At 58.9% G+C, this 26,303-nt stretch carries 26 protein-coding genes; 13 read left to right on the forward strand and 13 right to left on the reverse strand.

What is annotated here, in order from left to right; genetic code table 11:
- Positions 1-147 precede the first annotated feature (147 nt).
- Positions 148-561 (forward strand): large-conductance mechanosensitive channel protein MscL, encoded by a 414-nt coding sequence (mscL, locus tag AC30D7_RS13525; protein WP_019581290.1) that lies wholly within the window; start codon positions 148-150, stop codon positions 559-561.
- Between the two features lie 44 nt (positions 562-605).
- On the opposite strand, the gene AC30D7_RS13530 is transcribed toward mscL, so the two are convergent.
- Positions 606-1,382, reverse strand: a complete 777-nt coding sequence (locus tag AC30D7_RS13530) for a ferredoxin--NADP reductase (protein ID WP_490134392.1) — start codon at positions 1,380-1,382, stop codon at positions 606-608.
- Between the two features lie 296 nt (positions 1,383-1,678).
- Here AC30D7_RS13530 and AC30D7_RS13535 point away from each other — a divergent pair, with 296 nt between their 5' ends.
- Together AC30D7_RS13535 and AC30D7_RS13540 are read left to right on the forward strand one after the other, a co-directional pair.
- The gene (locus tag AC30D7_RS13535) at positions 1,679-2,389 is read left to right on the forward strand and encodes an autoinducer binding domain-containing protein (protein WP_490134393.1); all 711 of its coding nucleotides are present in this window, start codon (positions 1,679-1,681) and stop codon (positions 2,387-2,389) included.
- Positions 2,390-2,562: 173 nt separating this feature from the next.
- Positions 2,563-3,687: a methyltransferase gene (locus AC30D7_RS13540; RefSeq protein ID WP_490134394.1), complete on the forward strand. Its 1,125-nt coding sequence runs from the start codon at positions 2,563-2,565 to the stop codon at positions 3,685-3,687.
- 71 nt (positions 3,688-3,758) lie between these two features.
- On the opposite strand, the gene AC30D7_RS13545 is transcribed toward AC30D7_RS13540, so the two are convergent.
- From AC30D7_RS13545 to AC30D7_RS13555, 3 genes are read right to left on the reverse strand one after another with little or no spacing between them, the layout of a single operon-like run.
- The gene (locus AC30D7_RS13545; RefSeq protein WP_490134395.1) at positions 3,759-3,926 is read right to left on the reverse strand and encodes a DUF2474 domain-containing protein; all 168 of its coding nucleotides are present in this window, start codon (positions 3,924-3,926) and stop codon (positions 3,759-3,761) included.
- Positions 3,927-3,983: 57 nt separating this feature from the next.
- The gene (cydB, locus tag AC30D7_RS13550) at positions 3,984-4,991 is read right to left on the reverse strand and encodes a cytochrome d ubiquinol oxidase subunit II (RefSeq protein ID WP_105343715.1); all 1,008 of its coding nucleotides are present in this window, start codon (positions 4,989-4,991) and stop codon (positions 3,984-3,986) included.
- Positions 4,992-4,994: 3 nt separating this feature from the next.
- Complete coding sequence (locus AC30D7_RS13555) at positions 4,995-6,434, reverse strand: cytochrome ubiquinol oxidase subunit I (RefSeq protein ID WP_490134396.1); 1,440 nt, start codon at positions 6,432-6,434, stop codon at positions 4,995-4,997.
- 527 nt (positions 6,435-6,961) lie between these two features.
- Here AC30D7_RS13555 and AC30D7_RS13560 point away from each other — a divergent pair.
- From AC30D7_RS13560 to AC30D7_RS13570, 3 genes are all read left to right on the forward strand, one after another.
- Positions 6,962-8,206, forward strand: coding sequence for an MFS transporter (locus AC30D7_RS13560; protein WP_490134397.1), 1,245 nt, complete (start codon positions 6,962-6,964; stop codon positions 8,204-8,206).
- 137 nt (positions 8,207-8,343) lie between these two features.
- Positions 8,344-8,622 carry a type II toxin-antitoxin system RelE/ParE family toxin gene (locus tag AC30D7_RS13565; RefSeq protein WP_019581298.1) on the forward strand — a complete coding sequence of 93 codons (279 nt, stop codon included), beginning with the start codon at positions 8,344-8,346 and terminating at the stop codon, positions 8,620-8,622.
- A 14-nt stretch (positions 8,623-8,636) separates the two neighbouring features.
- On the forward strand, positions 8,637-8,924 hold the full coding sequence (locus tag AC30D7_RS13570) for a HigA family addiction module antitoxin (protein WP_019581299.1): 288 nt from the start codon (positions 8,637-8,639) through the stop codon (positions 8,922-8,924).
- A gap of 5 nt (positions 8,925-8,929) precedes the next feature.
- Here the strand turns inward: AC30D7_RS13570 and AC30D7_RS13575 are convergent, their stop codons facing one another.
- Positions 8,930-9,481: a DJ-1 family glyoxalase III gene (locus AC30D7_RS13575; protein WP_490134398.1), complete on the reverse strand. Its 552-nt coding sequence runs from the start codon at positions 9,479-9,481 to the stop codon at positions 8,930-8,932.
- Between the two features lie 67 nt (positions 9,482-9,548).
- Positions 9,549-10,004, reverse strand: coding sequence for a DUF4879 domain-containing protein (locus AC30D7_RS13580; protein WP_490134399.1), 456 nt, complete (start codon positions 10,002-10,004; stop codon positions 9,549-9,551).
- A 225-nt stretch (positions 10,005-10,229) separates the two neighbouring features.
- Between AC30D7_RS13580 and AC30D7_RS13585 the strand changes: the two genes are divergently transcribed.
- Both AC30D7_RS13585 and trmA read left to right on the forward strand, forming a co-directional pair.
- The gene (locus AC30D7_RS13585; RefSeq protein ID WP_105343705.1) at positions 10,230-11,525 is read left to right on the forward strand and encodes an NCS2 family permease; all 1,296 of its coding nucleotides are present in this window, start codon (positions 10,230-10,232) and stop codon (positions 11,523-11,525) included.
- Complete coding sequence (gene trmA / locus AC30D7_RS13590; protein WP_305410214.1) at positions 11,522-12,601, forward strand: tRNA (uridine(54)-C5)-methyltransferase TrmA; 1,080 nt, start codon at positions 11,522-11,524, stop codon at positions 12,599-12,601. The genes AC30D7_RS13585 and trmA overlap by 4 nt, the downstream gene beginning before the upstream one ends.
- 52 nt (positions 12,602-12,653) lie before the next feature.
- On the opposite strand, the gene AC30D7_RS13595 is transcribed toward trmA, so the two are convergent.
- Positions 12,654-13,100: a DUF2442 domain-containing protein gene (locus AC30D7_RS13595; protein WP_490134400.1), complete on the reverse strand. Its 447-nt coding sequence runs from the start codon at positions 13,098-13,100 to the stop codon at positions 12,654-12,656.
- Positions 13,101-13,562: 462 nt separating this feature from the next.
- On the opposite strand from AC30D7_RS13595, the gene AC30D7_RS13600 reads away from it, so the two are divergent.
- From AC30D7_RS13600 to AC30D7_RS13610, 3 genes are all read left to right on the forward strand, one after another.
- Positions 13,563-14,474, forward strand: a complete 912-nt coding sequence (locus tag AC30D7_RS13600; protein ID WP_490134401.1) for a LysR family transcriptional regulator — start codon at positions 13,563-13,565, stop codon at positions 14,472-14,474.
- 130 nt (positions 14,475-14,604) lie between these two features.
- Positions 14,605-15,045, forward strand: coding sequence for a type II 3-dehydroquinate dehydratase (gene aroQ, locus AC30D7_RS13605; protein ID WP_007937291.1), 441 nt, complete (start codon positions 14,605-14,607; stop codon positions 15,043-15,045).
- Between the two features lie 5 nt (positions 15,046-15,050).
- Complete coding sequence (locus tag AC30D7_RS13610) at positions 15,051-15,905, forward strand: shikimate dehydrogenase (RefSeq protein WP_490134402.1); 855 nt, start codon at positions 15,051-15,053, stop codon at positions 15,903-15,905.
- 109 nt (positions 15,906-16,014) lie between these two features.
- Here AC30D7_RS13610 and AC30D7_RS13615 read toward each other — a convergent pair whose 3' ends face one another.
- Together AC30D7_RS13615 and quiC are read right to left on the reverse strand one after the other, a co-directional pair.
- On the reverse strand, positions 16,015-16,692 hold the full coding sequence (locus tag AC30D7_RS13615) for a TetR/AcrR family transcriptional regulator (protein WP_019581305.1): 678 nt from the start codon (positions 16,690-16,692) through the stop codon (positions 16,015-16,017).
- A 103-nt stretch (positions 16,693-16,795) separates the two neighbouring features.
- On the reverse strand, positions 16,796-18,697 hold the full coding sequence (quiC, locus tag AC30D7_RS13620; protein ID WP_490134403.1) for a 3-dehydroshikimate dehydratase QuiC: 1,902 nt from the start codon (positions 18,695-18,697) through the stop codon (positions 16,796-16,798).
- A 491-nt stretch (positions 18,698-19,188) separates the two neighbouring features.
- Between quiC and AC30D7_RS13625 the strand changes: the two genes are divergently transcribed.
- The gene (locus tag AC30D7_RS13625; RefSeq protein WP_490134404.1) at positions 19,189-20,526 is read left to right on the forward strand and encodes an MFS transporter; all 1,338 of its coding nucleotides are present in this window, start codon (positions 19,189-19,191) and stop codon (positions 20,524-20,526) included.
- A gap of 96 nt (positions 20,527-20,622) precedes the next feature.
- Positions 20,623-22,245 carry a methyl-accepting chemotaxis protein gene (locus tag AC30D7_RS13630; RefSeq protein WP_490134405.1) on the forward strand — a complete coding sequence of 541 codons (1,623 nt, stop codon included), beginning with the start codon at positions 20,623-20,625 and terminating at the stop codon, positions 22,243-22,245.
- 6 nt (positions 22,246-22,251) lie between these two features.
- On the opposite strand, the gene AC30D7_RS13635 is transcribed toward AC30D7_RS13630, so the two are convergent.
- The 4 genes from AC30D7_RS13635 to AC30D7_RS13650 form a co-directional block, all read right to left on the reverse strand.
- Positions 22,252-23,130 (reverse strand): DMT family transporter, encoded by an 879-nt coding sequence (locus tag AC30D7_RS13635; RefSeq protein ID WP_064620533.1) that lies wholly within the window; start codon positions 23,128-23,130, stop codon positions 22,252-22,254.
- A 117-nt stretch (positions 23,131-23,247) separates the two neighbouring features.
- Complete coding sequence (locus AC30D7_RS13640) at positions 23,248-24,063, reverse strand: sugar phosphate isomerase/epimerase family protein (RefSeq protein WP_490134406.1); 816 nt, start codon at positions 24,061-24,063, stop codon at positions 23,248-23,250.
- Between the two features lie 2 nt (positions 24,064-24,065).
- A complete protein-coding gene (locus AC30D7_RS13645) occupies positions 24,066-25,121 on the reverse strand; it encodes a Gfo/Idh/MocA family protein (RefSeq protein ID WP_490134407.1) in 1,056 nt (351 codons plus the stop codon).
- 245 nt (positions 25,122-25,366) lie between these two features.
- Complete coding sequence (locus AC30D7_RS13650; RefSeq protein ID WP_018925796.1) at positions 25,367-26,143, reverse strand: IclR family transcriptional regulator; 777 nt, start codon at positions 26,141-26,143, stop codon at positions 25,367-25,369.
- Between the last annotated feature and the right edge of the window lie 160 nt (positions 26,144-26,303).

Raw genomic sequence — 26,303 nt, forward strand, 5'->3', positions numbered from 1 at the left:
GACGCGCGCGAATAGTGGCATTTTGTAAACTAATTGCTGGAAGATGTGTCGATAGACACGGGCATTGTAAGAAGGCGTTTCAAGCAAGGGACGTTTTGCTGATTTACACTGCGTTCACCAACCTCATCTGTAACAAGGAAATAACCTATGGGCGTGATAAGTGAGTTCAAGGCCTTCGCGGTCAAAGGTAATGTGGTCGACATGGCCGTCGGTATCATCATCGGCGCTGCCTTCGGCAAAATCGTTTCTTCGTTTGTCGGCGATGTGGTGATGCCGCCAATCGGCTTGCTGATCGGTGGGGTGGACTTCAGTGACCTGGCCATTACGCTCAAGGCTGCCAACGGTAATGTCCCGGCAGTGGTGCTGGCGTACGGCAAGTTCATCCAGAGCATGATCGACTTCATCATCGTTGCCTTCGCGATCTTCATGGGCGTCAAGGCTATCAACCGTCTGAAACGCGAAGAGGCCGTTGCGCCAACCCTGCCGCCGGTTCCGACCAAGGAAGAAGAACTGCTGAGCGAGATCCGCGATCTGCTCAAGGCTCAGAACAATCGGCCCTGATCGCTGATTGCCCAGAGAAACGGCGCCTTCGGGGCGCCGTTTGTTTACCAGTAGGTTTCCACCGCCACTTGGCCAGGTCGGCGGCTAAGGCTCAAGTGCATGTCCCGCTGTTTCAATAGCTTGCGCGTCTCATCGATCATCTGTGGGTTACCGCAGAGCATCACCCGTGAATGCTCGGCTGTCAGCGCTACACCGGCCGTCTGTTCCAGTTCGCCATTTTCCAGGAGTCTGGTGATCCGCCCATTCAAGGCACCCGGATGCTGTTCGCGGGTGACGGTGGGAATGAATTGCAGTTTGTGCACGTACTCGGTGAGATAGTCGCGCTGCACCAGCCCCGCAATCAGTTCCTGGTACGCAAGCTCCCGCGCTTCGCGCACGCTGTAGACCAGGATGATTCGTTCGAATTTTTCCCACACTTCGAAATCCTGCAGGATCGACAGAAACGGCGCCACGCCCGTGCCTGTGGATAACAACCAGAGATCACGGCCATCGACGAAGCGATCCAGCGTCAGATAACCGAAGGCCTGACGGTCGACCAGCAGCGTAGCGCCAGCTTCCAGCCGACTCAGTTCACTGGTGAATTCCCCTCCCGGTACAACAATAGAGAAGAATTCGAGGAACTCGTCATAGGGCGAAGAGACCATGGAATAAGCCCGCCACACCGTGCTGCCGTCTGCTTTGGTCACGCCCAAACGGGCAAATTGCCCAGCGCGAAAACGAAAGCCCGGATCCCTTGTGGTCCGCAGAGTAAACAGATTGGGAGTCAATGGCTGGACGTCAAGCAGCGTCTGGCGAGTGAATTTTTCTGCACTGGCAGTCATGGGTCGCTCCATTCAACAGATAACGCCAGTGTCCCGCAAAGCAGGCGGTGTAAACACCGATGATTTGTAATGTCTTTCATCCAAGTTATAAAACTTGTACAACAATTAAAACAAACACATGAAGGTTGGGACTTTGTCTTTGCACATAAAATAGCTAAGACCCGTTATGCCGCTCCACGCTTTTTTAAAGAACAAAATAGTTCAGCATCCATGTAAGAATTCTCCTACACTCTGGGACGTGCCGGATCTTGGATCCAATCGGCACCCCCCCAAGAAAGTCCGCCTGGAGTTACCAAATGAAAGCGTGGAAGGAGTCACAGATAACACAGCTTTCTTGTGCTCAAAAAATAGAGACCGCGTACGAGATATCGCTTAACCTCGTTAAAAATATGGGCTTTAAATTTTGTGCATTTTCAATAACATCCCCAACAACAGGAGCACACCTCCATAAGATAAATCTGAATAATTACCCTAGTGAATGGAACACGAAATATCAAAACGAGCATTACGATGCGATTGATCCAATACTAGCCCACTGCCATGAGTCCGAAGTGCCGATTCTCTGGCAAGAAGAAAGCTATTCAAAAACACCCAGGCTGTGGCAAGCGCAAAAAAGCCAGGGGTTGCACTACGGTTGGTCCCAATCCGTTCATGATAAGAACGGGCTTTGCAGCATGCTGAGCGTGGCCAGAACCCATTGCCCGATTACCGCATATGAACTGTACAAAAATCTGGGCTACGCGATGTTTATTGGCCGTCATCTGCACGGTCTTGTCGCGAAAGACCTGCGTGCGCCCTCGCAGAAGCCGGTCACGGTGCATTTATCATGCAGAGAAGTCGAAGTGCTGAAATATTCAGCCGTCGGCAAGACGGCATGCGAGATCGCAATCATCCTCAGGCTGAGTGAAAGCACAGTAAATTTCCATATAAAGGGCGCTATCCGCAAATTTGGCGTCAACAACAAGATTGCAGCGGTGATCAGCGCAGCAAGATCGGGGGTTATCTGAAACTGTTCGAATGAGAGAATCCCTGCGAGTAATCCGGACGAAAAAAACGTACCATTGCGATCCGTTCTGAGTGATGCCGTGGAAAGTTCCACGACGCTGTCCGCTCGGATGGTTCCGCCCGCTACAACGCCCCGAAGCGGCGGCCCCCCGTTGATTACCAGAGCCACCGCCTCATGCCCCTGCTCCAAACACCCTTCGCTCAACTCGACCTGATCCGCCAGCCAGAACAGCAGAGCGAACCGCTGCAAGCGTTTGATGCTGCGGACGAATACCTGCTCAATCATCTGGCCGAGCAACTACCGACAGCAGATACTCGCGTACTGGTACTCAACGACAGCTTCGGCGCATTGGCCGCCAGCCTGGCGGGCAAGGTCCGGGTGACCAGCAGCGGCGATTCATTCCTGGCCTTTCAGGGGCTCGAAAAGAACCTCATGCGCAACGACCAGCCGTTTGATGCGGTCCCGAAGGTGCCTGCCAGCGAAGCGTTCATCGGGCCGTTTGACCGGGTATTGATTCGAGTACCGAAAACCCTGGCGCTGCTGGAAGAGCAACTGATCCGGCTACACGGTCAATTGGCTCCCGGTGCTCAAGTGATTGCCGCCGCGATGGTCAAGCATCTGCCACGCGCCGCGGGTGATCTGCTGGAGCGCTACATCGGCCCGGTGCAAGCCTCACTGGCCGTGAAGAAGGCGCGGCTGCTGATCGCCACGCCAGAAGCCAAAGCACCTGCTGTGTCTCCCTATCCGACCCGCTATCGGCTCGACGAACCTGCCATCGAACTGCTCAATCATGCCAATGTGTTCTGCCGCGAAGGGCTGGATATCGGCACGCGGGCCTTTTTGCCGCACCTGCCGAAGAACCTGGGCGCAGCTCGGGTCGCCGATCTGGGGTGTGGCAACGGCGTGTTGGCGATCGCCAGTGCCCTGCAGAATCCTGAGGCCCGCTACACACTGGTGGACGAGTCGTTCATGGCCGTGCAATCGGCGGCTGAAAACTGGCGCGCGGCGCTGGGTGATCGTGACGTGATCGTGCGTGCTGGCGATGGTTTGGCGGGGCAGGAACCCCAATCCCTCGACGTGGTGCTGTGCAATCCGCCATTCCACCAACAGCAAGTGGTCGGCGATTTCCTGGCCTGGCGGATGTTCCAGCAAGCGCGCGAAGCGCTGGTGGTGGGCGGCGCGCTGTACATCGTCGGCAACCGTCATCTGGGCTATCACAGCAAGCTTGCGCGGCTGTTCCGCGGCGTCGAACAAGTAGCCGCTACTCCCAAGTTCGTGATTCTCAAGGCACGCAAATAAAAGCAGGCAAAAAAAACCCTCCGTCGCAGGAGGGTTAAAAATCCGTGCCGCAAGGCAACGGGATGGGAATTTCAGTGGGTGCTCAGGCCCGCGGCATTCATGAACATGCGCATCAGCGTGGCCACGATGAACAGTGCCCCAACGCTGCCGGCCCAGATCAACGCCAGCCAGCCGAGTCGTTGCCAAAGCGGCTTTTTCTCTGCGGCTTCGATTTCCTGCAAATCAGGTCTGCCAGCCATCATCGCGTTCTCCTCTGCAACGGCGCAGGTATCAACCTTGCGCCGTATTCGTATGGGCTAGTGGTAACCGTCTTCATGGGTGACCTTGCCGCGGAACACGTAGTAGCTCCAGAAGGTGTAACCCAGGATGAACGGGATGATGAACAGCGTGCCCACCAGCATGAAGCCCTGGCTCTGCGGCGGTGCGGCAGCGTCCCAGATCGAGATCGACGGCGGCACGATGTTCGGCCACAGGCTGATACCCAGACCGCTGTAGCCGAGGAAGATCAGCACCAGGGTCAACAGGAATGGCGTGTAATGCGCATTGCGAGCCACCGCGCGAATCAGACCGTACAAAGTTACCAGCACCAGAATCGGCACCGGCAGGAACCAGAACAGATTAGGCAGGGTGAACCAGCGTGCGGCGATCTCGGCGTGGGCCAACGGCGTCCAGATGCTGACGATGCCAATCACCGCCAGCAACACGAAGGCCAATGGTCGTGCCAGGTCATGCATCTGTTCCTGCAGCTTGCCCTCGGTCTTCATGATCAGCCAGGTGCAGCCGAGCAATGCGTAAGCCACCACCAGCGCCGCGCCACAGAACATCGTGAACGGTGTCAGCCAGTCAAGTGAGCCACCGGCAAACTGCCGATTGACCACCGGCAGCCCATCAATGAACGCACCCAATGCCACACCCTGGAAGAAGGTGGCGGCGATCGAGCCACCGATGAATGCCTTGTCCCATAGATGGCGCTTGGCGTCCTTGGCCTTGAAGCGGAACTCAAAGGCCACGCCACGGAAAATCAACCCGATCAGCATGAAAATCAGCGGCAGGTACAACGCCGAGAGCACCACCGAATAGGCCAGCGGGAAGGCGCCGAACAATGCCGCGCCACCCAATACCAACCAGGTTTCGTTGCCGTCCCAGACCGGGGCGACGGTGTTCATCATCACGTCACGGTCGGTCTTGCCCTTGATGAACGGGAAGAGAATCCCGATCCCCAGGTCGAAACCGTCCATGACCACGTACATCATGATGCCGAAGATGATGATCACGGCCCAGATCAGCGGAAGATCAATACCCATGATTCAAATCTCCTTGGTCAGGCTGTTGTTGTGATCAGCGTCACCATTGTCGTCGGCAGCGGACAGCGGACGGGCCGGCGTGCGTTTCTGGCCAGGACCACCCTCGTTGGTTTCTTTGCCTTCGTCGATCTTCGGCCCTTTGCGCACCAGGCGCATCATGTAGCCAAGACCGGCACCGAACAGCGCGAAATACACCACAACGAACATGATCAAGGTGATGCTCATCTGCACGAAACTGTGCCCGGAGGACGCATCCGCCGTGCGCATCAAGCCGTAGACCACCCACGGCTGGCGGCCAATCTCAGTGGTGAACCAGCCGGCGAGAATCGCGATCAGGCCGGATGGGCCCATCCACAGCGCCAGGTACAGGAACGGACGCGAGGTATACAGCGTGTCGCGCTTGCGCAGCCACAGGCTCCACAAACCGGTGAAGATCATCAGGAAACCCAGGCCGACCATGACCCGGAACGACCAGAACACGATGGTCGAATTCGGCCGGTCTTCAGGCGGGAACTCCTTGAGCGCCGGCACTTGTTTGTCCAGGGTGTGGGTCAGGATCAAGCTGCCCAGGTACGGAATCTCGACCGCAAATTTGGTCTTTTCGGCTTTCATGTCCGGCCAGCCGAACAGGATCAATGGGGTCGGTTCATCGCCGACATTTTCCCAGTGACCTTCAATCGCAGCGATTTTCGCCGGCTGGTGCTCGAGGGTATTGAGGCCGTGGAAGTCACCGATGACGGCTTGGATCGGCGCCACGATCAGCGCCATCCACATGGCCATCGAGAGCATGGTGCGGATGGCCGGGTTGTCCTTGCCGCGCAACAAATGCCAGGCCGCCGACGAACCAACGAAGAAGGCGGTAGCGACGAACGCCGCCGTAGCCATGTGCATCAACCGGTAGGGGAACGACGGGTTGAAGATAATCGCCAGCCAGTCCACTGGAATGACTTGGCCGTTGACGATTTCGTAGCCCTGCGGGGTCTGCATCCAGCTGTTGGAGGCGAGAATCCAGAAGGTGGAAATCAGGGTACCGATGGCGACCATGACCGTGGCGAAGAAGTGCAGCTTGCGCCCGACCCTGTTCCAGCCAAACAGCATAACGCCGAGGAAACCGGCTTCGAGGAAGAACGCGGTGAGTACCTCGTAGGTCAGCAACGGCCCGGTCACGGAACCGGCGAAATCCGAGAAGCGGCTCCAGTTGGTGCCGAACTGATAGGCCATGACCAGGCCGGACACCACACCCATGCCGAAGTTGACGGCAAAGATCTTCGACCAGAAATGGTACAGATCGCGGTAAGTGTCGTTGTGCGTCTTCAGCCACAGGCCTTCGAGTACCGCCAGGTAACTCGCCAGACCAATGGTGATGGCCGGGAACAGGATGTGGAACGAAATGGTGAACGCGAACTGAATCCGGGCGAGATCAAGTGCCTCCAAACCGAACATAAGTCTTCCTCTGTCAGGTAATACTGGCTGAAGGCTTGCGGCCTGCACCCACTGCCCCCACGGTTATGGAGTGTGGCGAATTTGAACTCGTTCTTTTTCTACCATCATCACAACGTAGGGAATCTGGCCATCTGGCCACCGGATCATTTCCACGAAGGGTCTTGATCTGGATCAAGCAACGTTGAAAGAGTAGTCGCATTTTTGCCGATGGACGGTGTGGTCTATTGCCGCGTGACAGGTTGCCTCACGGGTTTGGTCATGCGCTGCAATGCATTCCCTGTGGCGAGGGAGCTTGCTCCCGCTCGGCTGCGCAGCAGTCGTAAAACGGGGTAACGCGATGTGCCTGTGGTATGGGGTAGCAGGTTCGGGGCTGCTTCGCATCCCAGCGGGAGCAAGCTCCCTCACCACAGAGAGATTTGTATGTTCTGTGGGATCGGTGTCTAGCTAACTAAATTTTCCGTGCTCGCAACTCCCGGTTACAGGTTGGTGATAATCTCGCCCTTCCCCTCACCCAGACTTGCCTTCAGATGCCCAGCCAAGCGCCCCTGCTGTTACGTCATCACCGCCCTTTTATCGCGTTCTGGCTGGCTCGGGTATTTACCGCCAGCGGTTTTCAAATGCTGACCGTGGCCATCGGCTGGAATCTGTATCAACTGACCGGCAATGTGCTCGATCTGGGTCTGGTGGGTCTGGTGGAATTTGCCCCGCGGGTGTTGTTCATGCTGCACACCGGGCATGTCGCGGATCGCTATGACCGGCGCAAGGTCGCGGCGATCTGTCAGTCTGTGCAAGCGCTGATCGCCCTGTCGCTGGCCATCGGCAGCGCGACTGACCATGTCACCCGGGAGATGATCTTCATCCTCGCATTCCTGCTCGGCGCCGCCCGCTCCTTCGAGATGCCAACCACCCAGGCCTTGCTGCCGAGCATCGTGCCCAGTGCTTTATTCCCGCGCGCGGTTGCTGCCGCGCAATCTGCGCAGCAATCGGCCACCATCGTTGCCCCGGCGCTGGGCGGTTTGCTTTACGCCTTCGGCAGCGTCTGGGTGTATGGCCCGACGGTGATCCTCTACCTCATCGCCTGTGCGCTGATGCTTAACCTACCGGCTCGGCAGACACCGTTGAACAAGGGCAAGGCGACCCTGGATTCGCTGCTCGCAGGCATCCGCTTCATTCGCAGCCGTCCGGATATTCTCGGGGCGATTTCCCTGGATCTGTTTGCCGTCTTGCTGGGTGGCGCGACTGCGCTGCTGCCGGTGTTCGCCAAAGATATTCTGCTGACCGGCCCTTGGGGTCTGGGCCTGCTGCGTTCGGCCCCTGCGGTGGGCGCACTGCTGATGTCGCTGCTTCTGGCGCGATTTGCCGTGGAACGCAACGTCGGACGGGTGATGTTCACCGCCGTAGGCGTATTCGGTGTGGCGACCATCGCTTTCGGCCTGTCGACTTCGTTCTGGTTTTCCCTCGCCGTGCTGGTGGTATTGGGTGCGGCGGACATGATCAGCATGGTGATCCGTGCCTCGTTTGTGCAGTTGGAAACCCCCGACGAGATGCGCGGTCGGGTCAGTGCCGTGAATGGTTTATTCATCGGTGCTTCGAATCAGCTCGGCGAATTCGAATCTGGCTTGACGGCCCACTGGTTCGGCACCGTACCGGCCGTGGTGATGGGCGGCATCGGCACACTGATGGTGACCGGGGCCTGGGTCAAACTGTTCCCGACCCTGGCCAACCGCGACCGTATGCATGTACCGGGACCGGTGGAAGAAGTCAGGGCCTGAAGCTGATCAGGGGGGACAGGAATGTCCCACACCTGCATCCAAAAAAGGCCGGCAATCAGCACCAAGCATAAATTCTCCGACCAAGTGCAATACATAGATAGTGCATCAAGTGTAATGTATCGCCTTACACTCTGAGCATGATCAAATCCTTTCAGCACAAAGGCCTTCGTGGCTTCTACGAAACCGGTTCGACTCGTGGGATTCGAGCAGATCATGCGAAGCGTCTGGCTCGCATGCTGCAGTTTATGGATCGCGCAGCGACTCCCGACGACCTCGACCTTCCGGGGTGGCGATTACATCCGCTCAAGGGCGATCTGGTCGAATATTGGTCACTCAGTGTTTCGGGGAACTGGCGGGTTATTTTTCGTTTTATTGGTTCGGATATCGAACTGGTCGACTATCTGGACTATCACTGACAGGAGGCAGGACCATGCCCATGCACAACCCGCCACACCCTGGCGAAACACTTTTGATGGATGTATTGCCCGAGCTTGGCATCAGCGTCACCGAACTGGCCCGACACCTTGGATTCGCCCGCCCGCATCTTTCGCGAGTGCTGCACGGCCATGCGCCCATCAGTCCGGATCTGGCGGTACGCCTGGAGCGGGCTGGAATCGGTAAAGCTCGTATGTGGTTAGGCGTTCAGACCGACTACGATCTCTGGCAGGCGGAGCAGCGTGAGCAACCGCTCATCGAGCCGATTGCTGTCCACGCCTGATATTTCTAAACAAGCAATTCCCCCGCCACCGCCGACCGCGTGGCTTTGCCGCAGAGTTGCTCCACCAGCGTCAGCGCAAACTCCAGCGCGGCACCCGAACCCTGGGCGGTGATGCAATTGCCATCGACCACCACCGGTTGATCGACGAAGTTGCAGCCCGACAATTGATGGCTGACGGAGGGCAGGCAGGTCATGCGCCGCTGACGCAGCACGCCAAAAATTTGCAGCGCCAACGCCGGCGCTTCGGCAATGCCGGCGAACAAGCGTCCGGCGGCGACTTGGTCCTTGATCAATTGTTGCAGGGGTTGGTGGGCTGCCAAATGCTGCGCCCCTACGGCGCCGCCGGGCAAAACGATCAAGTCGAAGGGTTGGGCCAGCAAATCCACCAGCATCGCATCGGCGGTCAGGCGGGTGCCGCGCGCGCAGGTCAGCATGCGCCGCGACTCGATACTGGCCACCACCACTTCAACCTTGGCGCGGCGCAGTACATCGATCAGGGTCACGGTTTGCAGATCGTCGATGCCCTCGGCGAGGGTAATCAGGGCTCTAAAGGTCATGGGCGCGGTCCAGAGAATGATCTTTAAAGCGTAGTCAGCTTTCCTGACCCTTGTTCGAGCCTGGCCGTTACTTGATGTAAAGCTGCGTCGACATCGTGTTGCCCGGCGCGTTGATCGAGGTGTTGCGGAACGTGAAGATGCCGTCCTGCTTGCCTGCCAGGTTGAAGATGTACAGATAGCCGACAGTTTTTTTCCCGACTGAGCACTCGGTCAGGTTGCCGGTATCAAAAGCACAGACTGGGGTCCGGGTACCATCCACCTCGAAACCGTCCAGGGCAACATGGGCTTCGCGACCGTAGCCGACTTCCAGCACATACACCTTGATGTTCGGCCCCTGGTGATCGCAACGAGTCTGCTCCTGCTTGTCCGCAATATCTTCAAAGCCACAGTTGGGCGACTCGACCTTGAGCACCTTGACCTGACTCAGTGGTGGAGCCGTCGCTGCCAAGGCGGTTTGGGCACCCAGGAACAACGCGATCAACATTGCGAATGCGGCAACCACGCGCGTGCTCATGTACTTCATATTCCGTCCTTCCCTGCCCTAAAAAACAGCGCGCAGTATGGCGCAGTTCCCTTTTTGGCAAAACATCGACGACGATCGCTGCCATAAGCAGCCATGGCTCTACGCTGCTGGTATGATGCGCGGCTTTTTCCGACCCACAGAAAATTCCCAGGCGCCTACGGCGGTCTGTGCTTTGCTGTTGAGGTCGATACATTCACGGCGCCGGGCGCGCCACGGGGAGCAGACATGCTGGAAAGGCTGTTTCAACTCAAGGCACACAACACCAACGTGCGGACCGAGATTCTGGCGGGCGTCACGACCTTTTTGGCCATGGCCTACATTCTGTTCGTCAACCCGAGCATCCTCGGCGAGACCGGCATGGACAAGGGCGCGGTGTTTGTCGCCACCTGTCTGGCCGCCGCCATCGGCTCGACGACCATGGGCCTGATCGCCAACTACCCGATCGCCCTGGCACCGGGCATGGGCCTGAACGCCTTCTTCACCTATACCGTGGTCCTGCACATGGGCCATACCTGGCAAGTGGCGCTGGGTGCGGTGTTCCTCTCGGCGGTGATGTTTTTCCTGCTGTCGATCTTCCGCATCCGTGAATGGATCATCAACAGCATCCCGTTGGCGCTACGTTCGGCGATTGCCGCCGGCATCGGCCTGTTCCTGGCACTGATCGCCCTGCACAACGCTGGCATCGTCGTCAGCAACCCGGCGACCATGGTCGGCCTCGGCGACCTGAAGCAACCGGCGCCGATCCTCGCAACCCTGGGCTTTGCCCTGATCGTTGCCCTGGAGGCCCTGAAAGTGCGCGGTGCGGTGCTGATCGGCATTCTGTCGGTGACCATCGTTTCCATCCTGCTGGGCTTCAGCCCGTTCGGCGGCGTGATGTCGATGCCACCGTCGCTGGCGCCAACCTTCCTGCAACTGGACATCAAAGGCGCACTGGACATTGGTCTGGTCAGCGTGATCTTCGCCTTCCTGTTCGTCGATCTGTTCGATAACTCCGGCACCCTGATCGGCGTCGCCAAGCGCGCCGGCCTGATGGGCAAGGACGGCCACATGCCGAAAATGGGTCGTGCCCTGATCGCCGACAGCACCGCGGCCATGGCCGGCTCGTTGCTGGGCACCTCGACCACCACCAGCTATATCGAATCCGCAGCCGGCGTGAGTGCCGGTGGCCGCACCGGCCTGACCGCCGTCGTGGTGGCGATTCTGTTCCTGCTGGCGCTGTTCTTCTCGCCACTGGCCGCCAGCGTACCGGCCTTCGCCACCGCACCTGCCTTGCTGTTCGTCGCCGTATTGATGACCTCGGGGCTGGCGGAAATAGACTGGGACGACATCACCGTTGCCGCGCCAGTGGTAGTCACTGCGCTGGCTATGCCATTCACTTACTCCATCGCCAACGGTATCGCGTTCGGATTCATTTCCTGGACCGCCATCAAGTTGCTGTCCGGCCGTGGCCGTGAGCTGAACTCGGCGTTGGTGGTTCTGTCGATTCTGTTCGTGATCAAGTTAGGTTGGTTCAACGCATGACTTTTGATTCCCAGGCCTACGCCGTTCAGCTCGAAGAAAAGGTCACGCGCCTGCGTGATCTGCTGGCCCCGTTCGGTGCGCCCGAGCCTGCGGTGTTCGATTCGCCGCTGAAAAACTTCCGCCTGCGTGCCGAATTCCGCCTGTGGCGTGAAGCCGGCGAGCGCCACTACGCAATGTTTTCCCAGGAAGACAAACGCACGCCGATCCTGATCGAAGAGTTCCCGATCGCAAGCCTGCGCATCAACCAGTTGATGCCGCAGCTCAAGGCGGCGTGGCAAGCGAGTGCAGCCCTGAGCCACAAGCTGTTCCAAGTGGAGTTCCTGACCACGCTGGCCGGCGATGCGATGATCACCCTGTGCTACCACCGCCCGCTGGACGAGCACTGGCACGCGGCGGCGTCGAAGCTGGCAGCCGACCTGAACGTCAGCATCATCGGTCGCTCGAAGGGCAAACGCGAAGTGATAGGTCACGATTACGTGGTCGAGCAACTTGAAGTCGGCGGCCGTACCTTCAGCTATCGCCAGCCGGAAGGCGCGTTCACCCAACCCAACGGCACGGTGAACCAGAAGATGCTCAACTGGGCGTATGACGCCCTTGGCGATCGCCCGGATGATCTGCTGGAGCTGTATTGCGGCAATGGCAACTTCACTTTGCCGCTCGCTACCCGCGTGCGCAAAGTGCTGGCCACCGAAATCAGCAAGACCTCGGTCAACGCGGCACTCAGCAACCTGAGCGAAAACGCGGTGGATAACGTCACGCTGGTGCGTCTGTCTGCCGAAGAATTGACCGAAGCCCTGAACGAAGTTCGCCCGTTCCGTCGCCTGCACGGCATCGACCTCAAGAGCTACGAGTTCGGTAGCGTGTTCGTCGATCCGCCCCGCGCCGGCATGGACCCGGATACTTGCGAACTGACCCGGCGCTTCGACAACATCCTCTACATTTCCTGCAACCCGGAAACCCTCGCGGCCAACATCGCCCAACTGAACGACACTCACCGCATTACTCAATGCGCGATGTTCGACCAGTTCCCGTGGACCCATCACATGGAATCCGGAGTGTTGTTGACCCGTCGTTGATTGCAGCCGTTACACAGATCAGCCGTCCTTGGGACGGCTTTTTTGTGGGCGATCAAAGAGCCGTATCGACCTTGCGTGGGCGACCGCCCTTCTTGCCGTTGGCCCGAGCTGCCTCGGCTTTGGCGGCGCTACTCTGACGACCGTTGCGCGAGGCGATCACCGAGGCCGCCATAGCCATCAGCGGTTCGCTCGCCGAAATCAAACCGGCGATGGAGACCTGCAGATCCTTGTCTTCATGAAAAAGCGCGGCTCCGGCGAAACCGATTTTCAAACCGGCGAAATCCTCGGTCTCAAAACCATCGAACTCTGGATAGTTTTTCACTGGCAACAACACGCCGCTGCCATCCTCGAAACCGACGGCGAGACATGGATCAAGAAAGATCACCGTCGTTGCATTCAATCCACTGCGACGGCGCAATTCACCACTTTCAATTGCTTCATCCAGAGCGCCTTCGGTCACTGGATGATCCACCTGCATTTTTGCGCTTATCGTTTTCATAACTCGATCTCCACATCCTCCGGCGCTCCCATCAGGGCCAGCAAGGTCTTGTTGCTTTCTGGCTCATAGCGAGCCGAACCAATCATGTAAGTCGTGCTGGCAATCCTCTTCATCACGACCACTTCATTGCCCTGCCAAACATGACCACCAGTGATAAGCCTTTGTAGCGGCATACATTCATGCTAACCCATCAGTTAGGTTATAGAATTCAGAGATTCGCCATTCCTTGAAGAATCCGACAACTGGCGCTGATCGCTCGATCAACTGGCCACGTTTGAGCCTAGCGCCTCAGGTCGATCGGGCTCTGCTGATCAGGGCAAAAAGAGTAAGCAATCCTTTCACCGACAATACTTGGCCGGAGGTGAGTTCGGCATTGGCGGTTAAAACGTGCCCTGTATTTGTGCGCCCATCTTTGATAAACACCACCTCAGGCCTTTTATTTGATTCTTGGTGTAATCAATCATGCAGCGACATTTCGACGATCTTCAGCTCGGCAGCATCGAACTGTTTTGCCTGGCCGCCGAGGCCGGCAGCTTTACCGCCGCAGCCCTGGTGGCGGGTGTGACCCCGGCTGCGGTCAGCCGCTCGGTGTCGCGGATGGAAGAACGCCTGGGTGTGCGGCTGTTCGCGCGTACCACCCGCAGCGTCAAGCTGACCGACAGTGGTCGGCGCTATTTCGAGGAGTGTCGCCTGGCCCTTGCGCAATTGGTCGAGGCTCAACGCGAGGTCATGGGCCAACAGCAGGAACCCTCCGGCACCTTGCGTATCAGCATTCCCACCACCTATGCCCACCACCGCATCCTGCCGCTGCTACCAGCGTTTCGGGCGCGCTTTCCTGCTGTGAAAGTCGAGGTGCACATCAGCAATCGCAACATCGATTTCGTCGGCGAAGGCTATGACATGGCCATCCGTGTGCGGGCGATTCCCGACTCCGGGCTGATTGCCCGGCCGCTGGAGGACGCCGCGCTGGTGATGATTGCCAGCCCTGACTATCTCAAGCGTGCCGGCACACCACAGACCCTCGACGATCTGGAGCACCACGAATGCATCCAGTTCGAGCTACCCAGCAGCGGGCGGCGGATTGCCTGGCTGTTCAACGATAACGGCGTGCCTTTGGAGATTCTGGCCGAGGGCAATTACTGCTGCTCCGATGACGTACTGGGCGGCGTGACGCTAGCGAAACACGGTGCCGGGCTGTTTCAAACCTATCGCTTCATCGTCGAAAACGAACTGGCGGATGGCTCGCTGGTGGAAGTGCTCAAGCCCTATGGCGGACGCTCCCGCCCCTTCACGTTGCTGTATCCGCAAAGCCGCCATGTGCCGTTGCGGCTCAGGGCGTTTATCGATTTTCTGGTTGAGCGCCTTCCGCGCTGAATGTTCGATCACCGCACAGATAATCCCGGGCCGACGCCTCTTCAATTGACCTTATTAACCAGTTAGTACAATTTATCTCCACAGGCTGAGACCCTCGGCCAATGCCAAAAATAATAAGTGGAGAGACCCGATGTCCCCTATCGTTCTGGTGCTCAACGGCCCGAACCTGAACCTGCTCGGCACCCGTGAACCGGCGACTTATGGCCACGAAACCCTGGCGGATATTTCAGCGCTGTGCGGTCGCGCCGCTGAAGAGTTCGGCCTGAAGGTGGAGTTTCGCCAGACCAACCATGAAGGCGAACTGCTCGACTGGATTCATGCCGCCCGTGGCCGCTGCGCCGGGATCGTCATCAATCCGGCTGCCTGGACCCACACCTCGGTCGCCATTCGCGATGCGTTGGTCGCCAGCGAACTGCCAGTGATCGAAGTGCACCTGTCCAACGTCCATGCCCGCGAACCCTTCCGGCATCACTCCTTTGTCTCGTCCATCGCCACGGCGGTGATGTGCGGTTTCGGCAGCCACGGCTATCGTTTGGCGCTGGAGCATTTCAGCCAACGTTTGAAAGGTTAAGCGTGATGACACAGAACACCGTGGTATTGGCCGGGCTGATCGGCGCCGGCATTCAGGCTTCCCGCACTCCGGCGCTGCACGAGCACGAAGGCGATGCGCAGGGTCTGCGCTACCTGTATCGACTGATCGATCTGGATCAGCTGAAACTCGACAGCGGCGCCCTGCCCGACCTGCTGATGGCCGCCGAGCGGATGAATTTCACCGGGCTGAACATCACCTTCCCGTGCAAGCAGACAATCATCCCGTTGCTCGACGAATTGTCGCCGGAAGCCCGCGGCATTGGCGCGGTGAACACGGTGGTGTTGAAGGACGGGAAACGCATCGGCCACAACACCGATTGCCTGGGTTTTGCCGAAGGGTTTCGTCGCGGCCTGCAGGACGTTGCCCGTGAGCGTGTGGTGCAAATGGGCGCCGGTGGCGCAGGCGCAGCGGTGGCCCACGCGTTATTGAGCGAAGGCGTACAGCTGCTGAGCATTTTTGATGTGGATCACAGCCGGGCTCAGTCGCTGGCGAACAACCTCAATCAGCATTTCGGTTTTGGCCGCGCCGTGGCCGGTCAGGACTTGCCGGGCACGCTGGGTCAGGCTGATGGCCTGGTGAATACCACGCCCATGGGCATGAAAAAACTGCCAGGCATGCCGGTGCCGGTAGAGCTGCTTCGGGCGCAGTTGTGGGTGGCGGAGATCGTTTACTTCCCGCTGGAAACCGAACTGCTGCGCAACGCTCGCGCGCTGGGTTGCCGAACCCTGGACGGCGGCAACATGGCGGTGTTTCAGGCGGTGAAGGCGTTTGAATTATTCAGCGGCGTGGTGCCGGATGCCAAGCGGATGCTGGAGCATTTTCAAAGCATGAATGGTTGAAATGCAAAAGATCGCAGCCTCGTTTCACTCGACAGCTCCTACAGGGGTATGGGTACTTGTAGGAGCTGTCGAGTGAAACGAGGCTGCGATCTTTTAAGGACCCTGCAAATCAGGCCTGCAGATACCGCAACACCGACTCACAGATCATTTCCCGATGACGCTGCTTGATACTTTCGTCCGGCAAGTCGATCTGAAAGATCTCACCGAAGGTATGACGGTTCGACACGCGATAGAAGCAAAACGAACTGATCAGCAGGTGCACATCCAGCGGATCGAGACCGGCGCGGAATACACCCTCTGCGGCCCCGCGACGCAAAATCTCGCCCAGTGAATCGAGGATGGTGTTGTTCATCGCCTTGATCGCATCGGAGCGCTTCACATACTCGGCGTTGTGAATGTTCTCGATGCAGACGATACGCACGAAATCAACGTTGCGATCATGGTGATCGAAGGTGAATTCCACCAACCGCCGAATCGCCTCCACCGGTGCCAACTCGGCCAGGTGCAAGCGACTTTCGGTGCTGCGGATATCCCCGTAGAGCTTCTCCAGCACCTCGACGTAGAGCTGTTCCTTACTGCCGAAGTAGTAATAGATCATGCGTTTGGAGGTGTGGATGCGCTCGGCGATCGCATCGACGCGCGCACCGGAAAGCCCCTGCTGGACGAACTCGACAATAGCCTCTTGAAGGATGTTCTCGCGGGTTTTTTCCGGGTTGTTCTTGCGACTCTTGCGAGGCTCGGCAATTGGCTTTTCGGGCGCTACGGGGAGTTCTGAAATTATTGTCATTGCGGGCTCACGGCCATCACTGCACAAGTAGGCGATTATGGGCCGCCGCGCACAGTGAAGGAAGCCACGCGGCAGCGGTTTTGTACCCGTGTTTACGATTTTCCTACAACTTTGTCTGACGTACGCCACCACTTCGGGATTTGGCCATGGCCGCCAATCGCACGGCTACGTTGGCCGCGCCGTAACCCGCGTAGCCGTTTTTGCGCTGGATGACTTCAAAGAAAAACCGCCCTTCGAACGGCTCGGTGTACACGTGAAACAGCTCGCCGCCCTGGGCATCGCGGTCGTAGAGCACGTTGAAATACGCCAGCTCGCTGAGGAACTCGTCGTCGAAATCGAAGCGTGCGGCGAGGTCATCGTAGTAGTTGAGCGGGATATCCAGCAGCGGCACGCCCGCCTCCTTGGCGCGGCTGACTTCGGCAAAGATGTCGTCGCAATCGAAAGCGATGTGATGCACGCCAGAACCGCGATAACTCGACAACGCGTGTGAGATCGCGGTGTTGCGGTTCTCGGAAATGTTCAGCGGCAGGCGGATCGAACTGCAACGGCTGCGCAAGGCACGGCTCTTCACCAGACCATACGGGTCGGGCAGCACCACTTCATCGTCGGCTTCGAAATCCAGCAAGCTTTTGTAGAACAGCACCCAACTGTCGAGGCTGTCGGCGGGCAGTGCCATGGCCATGTGGTCGATGCGCTTGAGGCCACCGCTGGCCACGGCCGCCGGTTGCAGATTGAAGTCGGTGCCATAGACGTCGGCGTCCTGGTCCACCAGGTAAATCAGACTGCCGTCCGGCGCACGCACGGCGGCGAGTTCCAGCTCATTGGGGCCTACCAGCCCGCGATACGGCTGGCCTTTGTAAGCCACGGCTCGGGCCAACGCACTGGTGCTGTCCTTGACCCGCACGGCGGTGGCGCACAGCGATGGCCCATGGGCCTCGAAGAAACTGTGGGCGAAGGAATAAGGTTCGGAGTTGAGGATCAGGTTGATATCGCCCTGACGCAACAGGCTGACACTCTTGGAACGGTGTTGCCCGGCCTTGACGAAACCCAGTCGCTCCAGCCAATGGGACAGCTTGGCGCCGAGGCTTTCGTCCACCGCAAACTCAAGAAACTCGATGCCGTTGTATTCGCTGGCGCCTGGGGTGTCGAACAGAATGTCGCGATTGGCCACAGGCGTGGCTTCCTGCTCCAGACGCTCGCGGGTTTTCTCTTCCAGGTACAGCAACGAACGCAAGCCGTCGGCGGCGTTGGCCCGGGGTGGCGCGGCGCGGAAACCGTCGTTGAAGATCTCCAGCGACAGCGGGCCGGTATATCCGCTCTTGATGATCGGCGCGAGGAACCCCGGCAGATCGAACTCGCCCTGGCCGGGGAAACAACGGAAATGCCGGCTCCACTCCAGCACGTCCATGGCCAGGATCGGTGCATCGGCCATTTGCACGAAGAAGATCTTGTCACCGGGAATCTCGGCGATCGCCGTCGGGTCGCCCTTGAGCGACAGCGTATGGAAACTGTCCAGCAACACGCCGAGGTTCGGATGATCGGCCTGGCGAACGATGTTCCACACCTGTTGGTACGTGTTCACGTGGCGGCCCCAGGCCAGCGCTTCGTAACCGATCCGCAAGCCACGAGCGCCGGCCCGTTCGGCGAGCAGGCGCAAATCGTCAACCAGGATCTGCTCATCGCCGATGGAGTCGGCCGAGGCGTTGCTGCACACCAGCACCAGGTCGGTGCCCAGCTCCTGCATCAAATCGAACTTGCGCTCGGCCCGCTCCAGATTGCGCGGCAGACGATCGCGGCGGCAACCTTCGAAATCCCGAAAGGGTTGGAACAGTGTGATGGCGATACCGAGATCGGCGCACATCTGCCTGATTTCACGCGGGCTGCCGTCGTAGTAGAGAAGGTCGTTTTCGAAAATTTCTACCCCGTCAAAACCGGCGGCGGCGATGGCTTCCAGTTTTTCCGGCAGGGTACCGCTCAAGGAAACGGTGGCAATGGAACGCTGCATATATCGACTCCCGGTGGTGGGGACATTCTTGTTGGGCAAATTATTGGCTTGACGAATCCGCACAGCAATTCAAAGTGTACTACCCGGTTAGTTTTGCGGGCGATTATCGAACACAATGGCGGTTGGCGAATTGACGATATTTCGTCCACTGCGCAACATCGACTACACATTGAGTCTGGTCGCAAACCACCGGACCCCAATTACCAAAGACCCTGAACACCACATAAAAATTTCAAAAAACGGGTACACGCTCATGCGCTCATTCAACGCCTTGTTTACTTGCTCCACCGTCTTCACGCCTGGCCTGGCGTCCATCCGAACCTTGCGCTCCCTCGGCAAAACCGTGCCGCTCACTGAATAACACGTTGTCGTCAGCTGACGAGAACACCTCAGTCGATCAATCTCACCTGCGCCCGTCGCCATCGATTGATCACGCGCCCTTGAAGTCCCGACAAGCCTCGCTTGTCAGTCATTGAACGGATGGCACACACATGTTTCCTTCTCAAAGCTCTCGCGTGGCTTCGGCCCAAAGCGTCGCCACTGGCGGTATCGGCGACAAAATCCGCGGCGCCATGGCCGTCGGCAAAACCCGTTGGGGAATGCTGGCGCTGGTGTTTTTCGCCACCACCCTGAACTACATCGACCGCGCCGCCCTGGGCGTGATGCAACCGATTCTGGCCAAGGAAATGAGCTGGACGGCGATGGACTACGCCAACATCAACTTCTGGTTTCAGGTTGGCTACGCTGTCGGCTTCGTGCTGCAGGGCCGATTGATTGACCGGGTCGGCGTGAAGCGCGTGTTCTTCTTCGCCGTACTGCTCTGGAGCCTGGCCACCGGCGCTCATGGCCTGGCCACTTCGGCGGCGGGCTTCATGGTCTGCCGGTTCATTCTCGGCCTGACTGAAGCCGCCAACTACCCGGCCTGCGTGAAAACCACCCGGTTGTGGTTCCCAGCTGGCGAGCGCGCCGTGGCCACCGGTATTTTCAACGCCGGGACCAACGTCGGTGCGATGTTCACACCGATGCTGCTGCCACTGATTCTTCACGCCTGGGGCTGGCAGGCAGCGTTCCTGTGCATGGCGGCGCTGGGCGGCATCTGGTTGCTGTTCTGGGGCCTGAAGTACTTCAACCCGGAAGATCACCCGAGCGTTAAACAATCGGAACTGGACTACATCCAGAAGGAAGTCGAACCGGAACAATCCCGCGTACCGTTCTCGCGAATCCTGCGCATGCGTGGCACCTGGGCCTTCGCCCTCGCCTACTCGATCACTGCGCCAGTGTTCTGGTTCTACCTGTACTGGCTGCCACCGTTCCTCAATCAGCAATACAACCTGGGGATCAACGTGACCCAGATGGGTATTCCGCTGATCATCATCTACCTCACGGCTGACTTCGGCAGCGTCGGCGGCGGGATCCTGTCTTCGTTCCTGATTGGCCGCGGGATCAACCCGATCAAGGCGCGGTTGATGTCCATGTTCCTGTTCGCCTGCTGCATCATCGGCGTGGTCATGGCCGCCGGTTCGAGCAGCCTGTGGCTCGCGGTATTCGCCATCTCCCTGGCCATCGGCGCGCACCAGGCCTGGACCGCGAACATCTGGAGCCTGGTGATGGACTACACGCCTAAACACATGATGAGTACGGTGTTCGGCTTCGGCGGCATGTGCGCGGCGATCGGCGGGATGTTCATGACCCAGTTGGTCGGCCACATTCTGACCGTCACCAACAACAACTACACCGTGCTGTTCACCATGATTCCGGCGATGTACTTCATCGCGCTGACCTGGATGTACTTCATGGCACCGCGCAAGATTCCGACCGTAAAAGATTGATACACCGCAAACGCAGGCCTGATCCCGGGCCTGCGTTTTTTTATGGCCGCGATTTATCCATTTCACCCTTTTTTCTCAAAGCCACAGAGGCACAACATGTCGCCAGGTAACTTGAGCATCGCCAAGCGTGCCGTGATCAGCTTCGGCGTCATCGCCCTGCTGGTCCTGTTGCAGGGGCTGTTCGCCCTTAAACAGGTCGCGCAGGTCCGCGCCACCGGCCAGCACACTGAAAACGTCTCCCTGCCCAGCATTCGCCACCTGGGTGAAATCCGCGACTACATCCTGAGCATTCGCGTGCTCAGCCTGCGCATGGCGCTCAACCGCGATCCAAAGGTGCTCGATGCCACCGTCACACGTCTGCACCAAGTGCAGGGTTGGCTTGCAGAGACGCTGGAAAAATTCACTCCGCTGGTCGGTGATTACAACCGGGGGCCGTACGAAAAGTTCGTCACCACCGTCACCAGTTACCGCCAGGCGCTGGCGCAATACGAAGCGCTGTCGCGGGAAAACCGCAGCGAAGAAATGACCGCGTTGCTCAATGGAAAAATCCAGGACTACTCGACCCAGACCGGTGACCAGTTCGCCGAGTTGATGGCGCTTTGCGCCAACGAAGTCAGCCTCTCGGCCAACCAGGCTGACTCACTCTACAACCAGGTAAAAATCACCGTGATCGGTGCGCTGATAGCCGTCGCGCTCCTGACCCTGTGCCTTGCCTGGCTGTTGATACGCAGCATCGTCATGCCGATCCGTCAGGCGGTCGACGTGGCCGAGCAAGTGGCCGCCGGTGACCTGAGTCAACCGATCCGCAGCCACGGCGCCGATGAAACCGCACGCTTGCTCAAGGCCCTGTCGGCCATGCAGACCAGCCTGCGGGAAACCCTGCAACTGATCAGCGGCACGTCGACTCAACTGGCGGCCGCCGCTCTGCAGATGAATCAGAGCACTCAGCAGGATTCCAGTCGGCTGCAACAGCAACACAATGAAATCGAGCAAGCCGCCACGGCCGTCAACGAAATGACCGTCGCGGTGGAAGAAGTGGCACGCAACGCGGTGTCAACTTCCGACAGCACCAGACAGTCCACACAGCAAGCCAACCAGGGCCAGACGCGAGTGATGGAAACCCTGGATTCGATTCAGGCGATGAGCAGCAATGCGGGTGTCGCGCTGCAACAGGTTCAGACCCTGGCCGAACAGTCCCGGGAAATCGGCAAGGTGCTGGACGTGATCCGCGCCATCGCCGAACAGACCAATCTGCTCGCGCTCAATGCCGCCATCGAGGCCGCGCGGGCCGGGGAAGCCGGGCGTGGTTTCGCGGTGGTGGCCGATGAAGTTCGGGCGCTGGCGCATCGCACTCAGCAATCAACCCGGGAGATCGAACAGATCATCGGCCGGGTTCAGGGCGATACCAACGGTGTGGTGATGTCGATGCACGACAACAGTCAGCGTGTCGCCGAAACCTTGTCGATTGCTGAACAAGCCGGGCTGGCACTGGCAGAAATCACCCGGGCGATGGAGCAGATCCATGAACGTAACCTGGTGATCGCCAGCGCCTCGGAAGAACAGGCGCAGGTGGCCCGTGAGGTGGATCGTAATCTGCTGAACATCCGCGACCTGTCGCTGGAAAGCGCCGACGCCGCAACCCGGACCAGCGCCACCAGCCAGGAGTTGTCGCGACTGGCGGCGGGCCTGCAAAACCTGGTGGTGCGTTTCAAATTTTGACCGGGTTCAGCGGCGGCTTTGTTGCCACGCCGCCGCCAACCCGCTGCAGCAAATCACGGCGATCCCGACCACCGTGGTCAGGGTCGGCGTGTGAGAAAACAACAACCAGCCGAGCAAACCGGCAAAGACAATCTGGCAATAGCCGAACGGTGCCAGCAGCGCGGGGGCGGCATGGCGGAACGCCTGGGTCAGAAACAGGTGCGCCGTCATCCCGCAGGCGCCCAGTGCAACCATCATCAATCCATGCCCAAGGCTTGGCACTTTCCAGAAGAACGGCACCAGTGCGCTCATCACCAGGGTGTTGCACAGGCCGGCGAAGAAGTTACTGGTGGTCGGGCTATCGATTTCACTGAGCTTGCGGGTGAGCAATTGATAAAAGCAGAAAAACAGCGCCGAGCAGAGCGGCAGCAAGACTGCTGGCGTGAACAGATCACCGCCGGGGTGGACGATGATCAATACGCCGACAAATCCACAAATCACCGCGATCCATTGGCCACGGGTGACCCGCTCACGCAGCAGTGGCACCGACAGCGCAGTGACCAGAACCGGAGCGAGAAAGTTGACCGCCGTGGCTTCGGCCAATGGGATGTACTGCAAACCGGTGGTGAAGAACAAACTGGTGCCCAACAGGCACAACGCCCTGAACAACTGCAGCAACGGACGTTTGGTGCGCAGGACTCGCAACCCCGATTGCGGCAGGAAAATCCCGGCCATCAGCAAGGTGTGAACCACATAACGGGCCCAGACCACCATGACGATCGGATAGAACCCCGATAGATATTTCGACAAGGCGTCGTGACTGGAAAACAGAAAGGTCGCGACGACAATCAGCAGAATCCCCTTGAAGGGTTGGTTTACGCCGGAGAGCGGGGTGCTGATGGTCATTAGCGATCCTTTTTTTTGCATCAAAAATCAAAAACTTCGCGGGCAAGCCTCGTTCCTGCATGAACACCGGATAACCTGTGGGAGCGTGGCTTGCCCGCGATAGGTGCGCAGCACCGCTTACCGCCGCGCCAACAATTCCCGAGTCTTATCCAACGCCATCTGCGCCCGCTGCAACCCGCTCACACCCTGCTCCAGCAACTTCACGGTGGGAATCTCCAGGCTTAACGGGATATCGGCCGGCAAACACTGCAACAACCCCGCCAGATCACAATCGCCATCGCCCGGAAAACGTCGCTCGTTACGCGCCTGACGCAAGATCTCCGCCATGTCCGTTGGCCGTGGCCCCGCGACATCGCATAACTGTGTGTACCGTAACCGTGACGGAGCAACTTTGGCCAGATCTTCCAGCCGCGAACCCGATCGGTCGAAATGGAATGCGTCCACCAACACCGCGCCGTTTTCACGGTCAGCATTTTCGACGATGCGCACCGCTTGTTCGAGATTGCGTGCATCGGTCCACGGCATGAACTCCAGGTGCGGATGCAACCCGTAAGGTGCCGCCAGATCACACAGCCGGGCGAAGTTCTCGGTGAGTCGTTGTTCGTCAGAATCGTTACCGGCCACCAGCAATTCGCTGGCACCAAATTCCGCTCCGACCGCCAGAATCTTCTCGAAGTCGGCGACGACGGTTTGCGGTTTAAGGCGCAGGATTTCAACATCTAGCACACGAATGCCGGTGTCGTGCAGCCGCGCCAGCGTCTCACGCCGTAAACCGACATCGGCTACCAGCGCAAAGTGATGTTCTTCGGGTGTCGCAGGTTCAAGGCGTAGTCCGACATGGCTGTATCCGGCCCGTGCTGCGACTTCGACCATCTCCGGCGGAGACAACTCCAGCACGGTCAGGCTGGCCAGGGAAAAGATCCGCTCACTCATGTTCATTCCTCGATCAACATCGGGGTGCAGGCACGACCGGTTTCGGCGGCCTCGCGAATCGCTTCAACCAGCGCCAGGGTGCGCGCGGCATCGGCAGCGCTCACCAATGGTTCGACTTCCCGACGCGCCACGCGCACGAAATGCTGCAACTGCAAACGCAATGCTTCATCGGCGCTGAAACTTTCCTGCTCCGCCAGCAAGGGCTCATGCCATCCACCGTCGACGTCGGCGTAGTGCCAGCGCTTGAGCTGCGGAATGCTCAATGCACCGCCCGTCCCGGCCAGCAAGTAACAGGGTTGATCGGCCTGGCGCGGATAGACCGGGTTCTCCCCGGAATCCAGCTCCCAACTCCAGGGCGCCGCCACCGCGTCGGAACCGGTCAGGCTGCCCAGCGCACCGCTGTCGAATTGCAGCAGCACTGCCACGCAATCTTCGTTGGCAAACCCGCGCACCGCATTGCTGGTGATTGCCTGCACCTGGCGCACTTCGCCGCACAGATGGCGCAGCAGGTCGAGGTCGTGAATCAGGTTGGTCAGCAACATCCCCGCACCGGGCTCGCGGCGCCATGGCGTTTCGAAATAGCTGTCGGGTTTACGCAGCTGCCAGAGCGCCGTCACCGTCGTCAGTTGCCCCAAAGCGCCACCCCGCACCAGTTCATGGGCGCGGACGATCAACGGATTGTGCCGGCGATGATGGCCGACCAGCACGGGAACTCCGGTGGCTTTCGATGCAGCCACCAGTTCGCGCGCTTCATCCAGGCGCACACCCACCGGTTTTTCCAGTAGCACCGGCACACCGGCGGCGAGGCAATCGAGCGCAGTACTGACGTGGAGCATGTTCGGGTTGGCGACGATGACCGCGTCTGGCTTCACTTGCTCCAGCATCTGACGGTAATCGGAGAAATACCCCACGCCCCATTCGCCCGCGAGGCCTGCCGCTTGTGGCCCGGGATCGGCTACCACACACAGCGTCGCTTGCGTCAGGGTTTGCAGATGTCGGTAATGCTGCTGACCCATATTGCCGGCACCGATCAGGGCGATGCGAAGGGGCAAAGTCATGGTGCGGTTCTCTTGTGATTATTGTCGGAAGGATGAATTCCGATAATTTAGAACCAAGTTCCAGATTCTTACACAAGCGAACCGCAAAATCGTGCGAACAGCGCACAACTTTTCAGGAGCGAAAGCAGATCAAAATGTGTGCGAGCTTGCTCGCGAAAGCGGTGCGCCATACAGCATTGATGTCGACTCATACACCGTCTTCGCGAGCAAGCCCGCTCCCACACTGGGTTTTGTGCGGGCTGAATTTAAACGAACAACTCCGAAGCCAGACTTGCGGCAGACAGCTCTTCAGTGAACTTCAACAACAGCGGCGCCAGTTCATGCAACCGCGCCCCCGGCATCCGCGCGCTTGGCCCGGCAATGCTCAGCACACCGATCACTCGCCCATCGCCAGGGTGGCGCACCACCGCCGCAATCGCCGAGGTGCCCACGGCCGAACTCTCTTCGACCCAGGCGTAGCCCTGCTCACGCGCCAGACGCAGGCGTTCCAGTAACTCAATGTTGGAACGCGGCGCGTTCGGCCCCAGGTCTTTCGGCCGTTCGCTCCCCTGACGCTCCACCAGCGACAACGCTTCGGCATCGCTCATGCACGCCAGCCATGCGTGGCCCGAAGCGGTATAGAACAACGGCGCGTCACGGCCCATGTCCGGGTCGTAACGCAGGCCCGAGCGGGCACCCTGAGACTTGGCGATCCAGACCTGGCGCTCGCCTTCAATAACGCCAAGGCGCACCAGCTCACCGGTTTCCTCGGCCAGGCGATCGAGCACCGGTTGCACAATATCGGCGCCGCTGCTCGACAGGTAACGGAAACCCATCGCCACCAGTTTGGTCGACAGGTGATAGCGCAGGTTTTCCGGATTCTGTCGCACGTAACCCAGCCGAATCAGCTCGGTGAGCAGACGGTGGGTCGCGCTTTTGGGGATGTCCAGTTGCTCCGCCAACGTCTGCATCGGCAGGCCGCGAGGGTCACTGGTGAGGCTTTCCAGCACGCTGAAAACACGTTCGATCTGACTGCCGGCCATGGGGGGTTCCACTCGAAATTTTGCCGATTCTAGAAGACAAACCACGTAATGCGAAATCTGGAACCCGCTGTCCGATAACCGCCCTCTTTACGCAGTGAATGGTTGCCGGGATCAATCAAGCCTTTATATTTTCTGGAATCAAATTCCAAAAACAACCTGG

It is taken from the genome of Pseudomonas sp. DF5, from assembly GCF_058148225.1.

What these genes read in the sequence shown, in the direction of transcription:
- AC30D7_RS13575 (WP_490134398.1), bottom strand. Translation starts at nt 9,481, where the DNA reads ATGACCTTTAGAGCCCTGATTACCCTCGCCGAGGGCATCGACGATCTG.
- AC30D7_RS13555 (WP_490134396.1), bottom strand. Translation starts at nt 6,434, where the DNA reads ATGTTCGGTTTGGAGGCACTTGATCTCGCCCGGATTCAGTTCGCGTTC.
- AC30D7_RS13545 (WP_490134395.1), bottom strand. Translation starts at nt 3,926, where the DNA reads ATGGCTGGCAGACCTGATTTGCAGGAAATCGAAGCCGCAGAGAAAAAG.
- AC30D7_RS13565 (WP_019581298.1), top strand. Translation starts at nt 8,344, where the DNA reads ATGATCAAATCCTTTCAGCACAAAGGCCTTCGTGGCTTCTACGAAACC.
- AC30D7_RS13640 (WP_490134406.1), bottom strand. Translation starts at nt 24,063, where the DNA reads ATGAGTGAGCGGATCTTTTCCCTGGCCAGCCTGACCGTGCTGGAGTTG.
- AC30D7_RS13650 (WP_018925796.1), bottom strand. Translation starts at nt 26,143, where the DNA reads ATGGCCGGCAGTCAGATCGAACGTGTTTTCAGCGTGCTGGAAAGCCTC.
- AC30D7_RS13580 (WP_490134399.1), bottom strand. Translation starts at nt 10,004, where the DNA reads ATGAAGTACATGAGCACGCGCGTGGTTGCCGCATTCGCAATGTTGATC.
- AC30D7_RS13615 (WP_019581305.1), bottom strand. Translation starts at nt 16,692, where the DNA reads ATGACAATAATTTCAGAACTCCCCGTAGCGCCCGAAAAGCCAATTGCC.
- trmA (WP_305410214.1), top strand. Translation starts at nt 11,522, where the DNA reads ATGACTTTTGATTCCCAGGCCTACGCCGTTCAGCTCGAAGAAAAGGTC.
- AC30D7_RS13610 (WP_490134402.1), top strand. Translation starts at nt 15,051, where the DNA reads ATGACACAGAACACCGTGGTATTGGCCGGGCTGATCGGCGCCGGCATT.
- AC30D7_RS13540 (WP_490134394.1), top strand. Translation starts at nt 2,563, where the DNA reads ATGCCCCTGCTCCAAACACCCTTCGCTCAACTCGACCTGATCCGCCAG.
- AC30D7_RS13595 (WP_490134400.1), bottom strand. Translation starts at nt 13,100, where the DNA reads ATGAAAACGATAAGCGCAAAAATGCAGGTGGATCATCCAGTGACCGAA.
- cydB (WP_105343715.1), bottom strand. Translation starts at nt 4,991, where the DNA reads ATGGGTATTGATCTTCCGCTGATCTGGGCCGTGATCATCATCTTCGGC.
- AC30D7_RS13625 (WP_490134404.1), top strand. Translation starts at nt 19,189, where the DNA reads ATGTTTCCTTCTCAAAGCTCTCGCGTGGCTTCGGCCCAAAGCGTCGCC.
- AC30D7_RS13585 (WP_105343705.1), top strand. Translation starts at nt 10,230, where the DNA reads ATGCTGGAAAGGCTGTTTCAACTCAAGGCACACAACACCAACGTGCGG.
- AC30D7_RS13635 (WP_064620533.1), bottom strand. Translation starts at nt 23,130, where the DNA reads ATGACCATCAGCACCCCGCTCTCCGGCGTAAACCAACCCTTCAAGGGG.
- quiC (WP_490134403.1), bottom strand. Translation starts at nt 18,697, where the DNA reads ATGCAGCGTTCCATTGCCACCGTTTCCTTGAGCGGTACCCTGCCGGAA.
- AC30D7_RS13570 (WP_019581299.1), top strand. Translation starts at nt 8,637, where the DNA reads ATGCCCATGCACAACCCGCCACACCCTGGCGAAACACTTTTGATGGAT.
- AC30D7_RS13600 (WP_490134401.1), top strand. Translation starts at nt 13,563, where the DNA reads ATGCAGCGACATTTCGACGATCTTCAGCTCGGCAGCATCGAACTGTTT.
- aroQ (WP_007937291.1), top strand. Translation starts at nt 14,605, where the DNA reads ATGTCCCCTATCGTTCTGGTGCTCAACGGCCCGAACCTGAACCTGCTC.
- AC30D7_RS13560 (WP_490134397.1), top strand. Translation starts at nt 6,962, where the DNA reads ATGCCCAGCCAAGCGCCCCTGCTGTTACGTCATCACCGCCCTTTTATC.
- AC30D7_RS13535 (WP_490134393.1), top strand. Translation starts at nt 1,679, where the DNA reads ATGAAAGCGTGGAAGGAGTCACAGATAACACAGCTTTCTTGTGCTCAA.
- AC30D7_RS13530 (WP_490134392.1), bottom strand. Translation starts at nt 1,382, where the DNA reads ATGACTGCCAGTGCAGAAAAATTCACTCGCCAGACGCTGCTTGACGTC.
- AC30D7_RS13630 (WP_490134405.1), top strand. Translation starts at nt 20,623, where the DNA reads ATGTCGCCAGGTAACTTGAGCATCGCCAAGCGTGCCGTGATCAGCTTC.
- mscL (WP_019581290.1), top strand. Translation starts at nt 148, where the DNA reads ATGGGCGTGATAAGTGAGTTCAAGGCCTTCGCGGTCAAAGGTAATGTG.
- AC30D7_RS13645 (WP_490134407.1), bottom strand. Translation starts at nt 25,121, where the DNA reads ATGACTTTGCCCCTTCGCATCGCCCTGATCGGTGCCGGCAATATGGGT.